Source organism: Bacillus cereus group sp. N6 (assembly GCF_016483705.1).
Lineage (GTDB): Bacteria > Bacillota > Bacilli > Bacillales > Bacillaceae_G > Bacillus_A > Bacillus_A wiedmannii.
Genome location: NZ_JAEHBI010000109.1, coordinates 1 through 4,452, shown reverse-complemented (window position 1 = coordinate 4,452; position 4,452 = coordinate 1). Strand labels below are relative to the sequence as shown.

Genomic DNA, 4,452 nt, shown 5'->3' with positions numbered 1-4,452 from the left:
GTTTTTTCATCTGAAACACCTCTTATATAGAATAATTTATCTCTATACTGTGTTCCAGTTTTACTGTACCACCTCAATGCATGAAATATGTGTTAAAGGAAAATCGTCTCAGAAAGGTATTATTCGGTAGCTGTTGGTTATTATTACCGTTTTTATTTAAGCTATTGTGATGTAACTGAACTCCTGAGAGAATGTGGAATTTCCGTGCATCCAACTTTAATTATGCGTTGGGTGCACGATTAGGGCAATTTGATTTATCAAATGTGGAAAAAGAAAAACAAATCAGCACATTTCGTATGGCATATAAATGAAACCCCTATCAAAATCAAAGGAGAGTGGTGTTATCTTTATTGTACGATTGATAAGGAAGGTCACACATTGGATATTCAACTTTGCAAAAAGCGAGATTAGTAAGCTACCTATATGTTTATAACAAGGTTAGTGAAAACTTTTGGAGAACCAACGGTTCTCACAACAGACAAGGCTCCTGCCTTACTTTGTGCGTTCAAAAAACTAAAACATCATGGTTTTTAGGTGCATACGAAGCATTTCACCGTTATACATCTAAATAAACTTATCAAACAAGATCATAGACAGATCAAACGACGTTTTGTTAAATATGCAGGATTTTAAAATCTTCGCTATGCTTCACGTACATAGAAAGAAATCGAAACGATTAAGACGATATACAAACAAAAAAGAAGTCACATTCCAGACTTCTCTTTTTCGACGCACAAGTGAGTATAATTATTATTTATTTTTAATATATAGATATTTCGTGAATGTGTTTATGTTTTTTCAAACTTTGCAACAGAACCTTTTAAGTAATTAGGTCGGTTCTAAATAGAAATTAAAACACTTACCAATGGTAAAGACATTATATCAACTCCCCCTCTCTTTAAATAATAATTTTCAAAAAGGAGAATATAATAATTTTTTCTTGATTTTGTTCTTTATTTAATTGTAGTTGTTTTTTAACCTCAAAAGCTTTTAATGAGTTTAAAGGAAAAATCATCCTTACTCAGGCGTGTGAAAGGAGCGTACAAATGTTGGATATCTAGAGGTAAACACCCGCTCTGGAAGTCGAAAGGTTATTTTCGTCGCGGAACTGAGAAGCTTCCTTCCGTATAAATGTTGCTAACTTCTATCATATCTTTTTACACCAGAAACAATTTTTTATTTAGTATCATATAAATTTTATTATCTTGTATATTAAGTGGTACAAATCCTATATTCTTATAAAGTTCTATAGCACGAATGTTATGAGATAAAACATATAAATAAATTTCAGATATATTCAATCTTTCAAAAGCATATTTACAAGTTAAAATAGTAGCTTGTGTGCCTAATCCTTTTCTTTGTGCAGGAATATGTCCAATCATTAATCTTCCAAATTCTGCAGATTTTTTTGGGGTATTAATATTATATAAGGCAGTCGTCCCAATTATTGATTTAAAATGTTCATGCTCTTGTATCATGAACATTTTATCATCTTTCCTTTTTAAATAATCAGTATACCATTGTCGCTGTTGCTCTTTACTTATCATATCGGTATTAATAAAATATTGTTTTATATCGGCTTGGTTTCTCCACATTCTAATTGATTCTATATCTTTTTTTTTAATATCTCGAATTGATATTTTTTTATCGATAGAAAAACATGTCATTTTATCACCTATTTTTCAACATATTTTATAACCTGATCACATACATAATCTATATCCTTTTTTGATAAATAGAGATGTAATGGTAAGGAAATTACTTGTTCAGATATTTTATGGGCATGTGGACAGGTATTTTGTCCATAGGCATACATTGGATATTGAGTATTATCTCTATAATGTACACCAGGATATATGTCAGCTTGATTTAATGCCAATAATAGTTCATTTCTATTTATAACCTGAATTATATAGGTATGGTAAGCAGATTCACATCCATTAGGTTGTGGAATAATCTTAATTTTAGAAGCGTATGGATTTAATAGTTCATCATACCATCTTGCAAGTTGTCTTCGATAAGAATTATCACGATCTAAATATTTTAATTGTACTAGTCCAATGGCTGCAGTAATAGAATTCCCATGATATTTATAGCCTACATGTTCTACATCATACATCCATTTATAGGCTCCTTTTTTTCCAACTCGTTCAAAAGTGGTTTTATCAATTCCCATCCACGTTAATTTTCTACATAACTTATCATAATTATTATTCTGAAAACAAATCATTCCAGAATCAGCTGTTGGTAAATTTTTTACAGCTTGAAAAGAATACACAACAACATCTGCTTCTTTCCCAGGAATTTCACCGAATAAACGTGTACCAGCCATGTGAGCCGCATCAATAATGAGACGTAAATTATGTTTTTGACATAGCTCTACAATTTGTTTATATTGGCCCGTATTCCCTCCGATTCCAACATACATAATTGCTCGTGTTTTCTCCGTAATTTTTTTTTCAACATCTTGCGGATCTAGACAAAGATATTGATCTACATCTGCAAAGACGACTTTTAAATTTTCATATTTAATGGCATGGTTTGTAGAGATAAATGTTAATGGAGTGGAAATGATTTCATCATTATCGTTCCATCCGTGGTACATTTTTAAAACTTTAATAGCCAGATGGAGCCCCGCAGTAGCAGAATTAACAAAATGTGAATTAGGAAACCCTGTATATTTACTCCATTCCTGTTCGAATTCTATGGTTTTATAACCTAATCCGGTCCATCCCTTTTCTAAACATTGTTCTATTTCTTTCAAACATTCAGAAACTTCGAATTTCGGTACGAATAATTGAATATTCATATATATCCCCCTTGCAGACAGAATTAATATATACATAGCAAAATACATTATTAGTAGTATTTAGGAAGAGTTTGTCTCATTACCGTAATCTAAAAATAAAAAATTATAAGTTATATATGTTTTTTTGTGGAATATATTAATATTTCAACTGAAACATTATCTTTTTCTTTTATAAAAAATATTCATTTTTAAAGAGCTTGAAAAGATAAGAAATAGTAATTCAAACGCATACAGTAGTCTTTTTTCGTATACAAGTTATATATAATAAAGAAGAGGTGAAGTAGATGATGTGTGAAAAACTGTTACAAGCATTGGTTCAATATCAAATGCATCAGGGAGAAAATCCTAACACATTAAGATTAAACCCAGGATATTATAGAATAATACTAGAACAATTTGCGTACCCAGAGTGGTTAATTCAACGTAAACTCATGAATCTTGGACAAACATTTTTAGGTATTCCAGTAGAATTAACAAATGAGATTCAAACGTTCGAAATAAGAAAATAAAAAGCGGCCAAACCGTGACGGTTCTGTTGTAAAGTTTGAAAAAATATAAACCCGTTCACGAAATATCGATATCTCTAACAAAACCTGAATAGTTACTACACTTCCTTGTACGTCGAAAAAGAGAAGTCTGTTCGAAATCAGATACTACTTATCCATAATCTCTTTGGTTTCATTACATAACATTAGATTCCTAACGGAATCAGTCGTTCCCTTTTCTATTTGATGATATTTGCACCAGAACAAATCTATTAGAGCTACACGGTGTGGAGTATGATGTTACGAATACAGAAGATGGGGTATTATTTTTCTTCTACTTAAATAAAAACGTGTAGGATTTTCGTTCTACACGTTTTTATCATTTTTAAACAAAATTGACCTTATCTGCATTTTATCTTTATCAGCATTCATTAATATTTTCATTAGAAACTGAATTAAAAGCTGATAAGGAGATTAAATAATGAGAGAATCACCAATATAAAAAAGGAAGGAAAATTATGACTACTCATCAAAAAAATATTAAAAAATTCAAAAAGTATGGATATTTGTTAATCAAAAATGTATTTTCTGCTGAGGAAATTAAAGAACTAAAAAGAGAGATTTCGGCATGTGCTGGTAAAAACTCGAATCATGAAGGTATCGGAGCAGCAATTATTGATCGTCCTATTGATTTGGAAGATTTTCCAATAGGTGTAGCACAAGGTTGAAGCAGATGCCCCAGTAGTAACTCAAGAAGTAAAAGAAAATGAAATAGAGTTAGGAGGGAATTTAATGAAAGGATCAAAAAAAATAATCATATCATTTTTTCTTATATTTACCATTTTTGTAACCTCGGTAAAAAACTTACAAGTAGCTGCCGCTACTCCAAATTCAGTTGAGACTGGTCAAAAGGTTGATTCAACTAAGCAAAAAAATCAAATTAACCAAACTGATCTTTTAAAGATTACACAACTGCTTAAACATCAAGAAAAAATATTTAAATTTTATGAAAAGAAAATATATCCAAATGGAGTAAGTGAAGAGGCTCATGATCAAGCAATTAAAACAATAACAAACAATATTCGTAACTACTCAGCTTCCTCACGGAAGCTTTTTTAATTTTACTAGTTTCATATGCCTCTCATTTGTAAATACTGA

5 protein-coding genes and 1 pseudogene are annotated in these 4,452 nt (G+C 30.6%); 4 read left to right on the top strand and 2 right to left on the bottom strand.

Going from position 1 to position 4,452, the window contains the following annotated elements; translation table 11 throughout:
• Nucleotides 1-76 precede the first annotated feature (76 nt).
• Nucleotides 77-741: pseudogene (locus tag JDS99_RS29855) on the top strand (IS6 family transposase).
• Between the two features lie 416 nt (nucleotides 742-1,157).
• On the opposite strand, the gene JDS99_RS29850 reads toward JDS99_RS29855, so the two are convergent.
• Nucleotides 1,158-1,667, bottom strand: coding sequence for a GNAT family N-acetyltransferase (locus tag JDS99_RS29850; RefSeq protein ID WP_199696366.1), 510 nt, complete (start codon nucleotides 1,665-1,667; stop codon nucleotides 1,158-1,160).
• An 8-nt stretch (nucleotides 1,668-1,675) separates the two neighbouring features.
• On the bottom strand, nucleotides 1,676-2,809 hold the full coding sequence (locus JDS99_RS29845; RefSeq protein WP_199696365.1) for a DegT/DnrJ/EryC1/StrS family aminotransferase: 1,134 nt from the start codon (nucleotides 2,807-2,809) through the stop codon (nucleotides 1,676-1,678).
• A gap of 284 nt (nucleotides 2,810-3,093) precedes the next feature.
• Here JDS99_RS29845 and JDS99_RS29840 point away from each other — a divergent pair, with 284 nt between their 5' ends.
• The 3 genes from JDS99_RS29840 (at nucleotide 3,094) to JDS99_RS29830 (ending at nucleotide 4,413) form a co-directional block, all read left to right on the top strand.
• Nucleotides 3,094-3,318 carry a hypothetical protein gene (locus JDS99_RS29840; protein WP_199696364.1) on the top strand — a complete coding sequence of 75 codons (225 nt, stop codon included), beginning with the start codon at nucleotides 3,094-3,096 and terminating at the stop codon, nucleotides 3,316-3,318.
• 494 nt (nucleotides 3,319-3,812) lie between these two features.
• On the top strand, nucleotides 3,813-4,022 hold the full coding sequence (locus JDS99_RS29835) for a hypothetical protein (RefSeq protein ID WP_199696363.1): 210 nt from the start codon (nucleotides 3,813-3,815) through the stop codon (nucleotides 4,020-4,022).
• 64 nt (nucleotides 4,023-4,086) lie between these two features.
• Entirely contained in the window at nucleotides 4,087-4,413 is a 327-nt protein-coding gene (locus tag JDS99_RS29830) for a hypothetical protein (RefSeq protein ID WP_199696362.1), read from the top strand.
• Nucleotides 4,414-4,452 lie beyond the last annotated feature (39 nt).

Excerpts from the sequence above, each read along its gene's own strand:
- JDS99_RS29850 (WP_199696366.1), bottom strand. The coding sequence starts at position 1,667 with ATGACATGTTTTTCTATCGATAAAAAAATATCAATTCGAGATATTAAA.
- JDS99_RS29845 (WP_199696365.1), bottom strand. The coding sequence starts at position 2,809 with ATGAATATTCAATTATTCGTACCGAAATTCGAAGTTTCTGAATGTTTG.
- JDS99_RS29840 (WP_199696364.1), top strand. The coding sequence starts at position 3,094 with ATGATGTGTGAAAAACTGTTACAAGCATTGGTTCAATATCAAATGCAT.
- JDS99_RS29835 (WP_199696363.1), top strand. The coding sequence starts at position 3,813 with ATGACTACTCATCAAAAAAATATTAAAAAATTCAAAAAGTATGGATAT.
- JDS99_RS29830 (WP_199696362.1), top strand. The coding sequence starts at position 4,087 with ATGAAAGGATCAAAAAAAATAATCATATCATTTTTTCTTATATTTACC.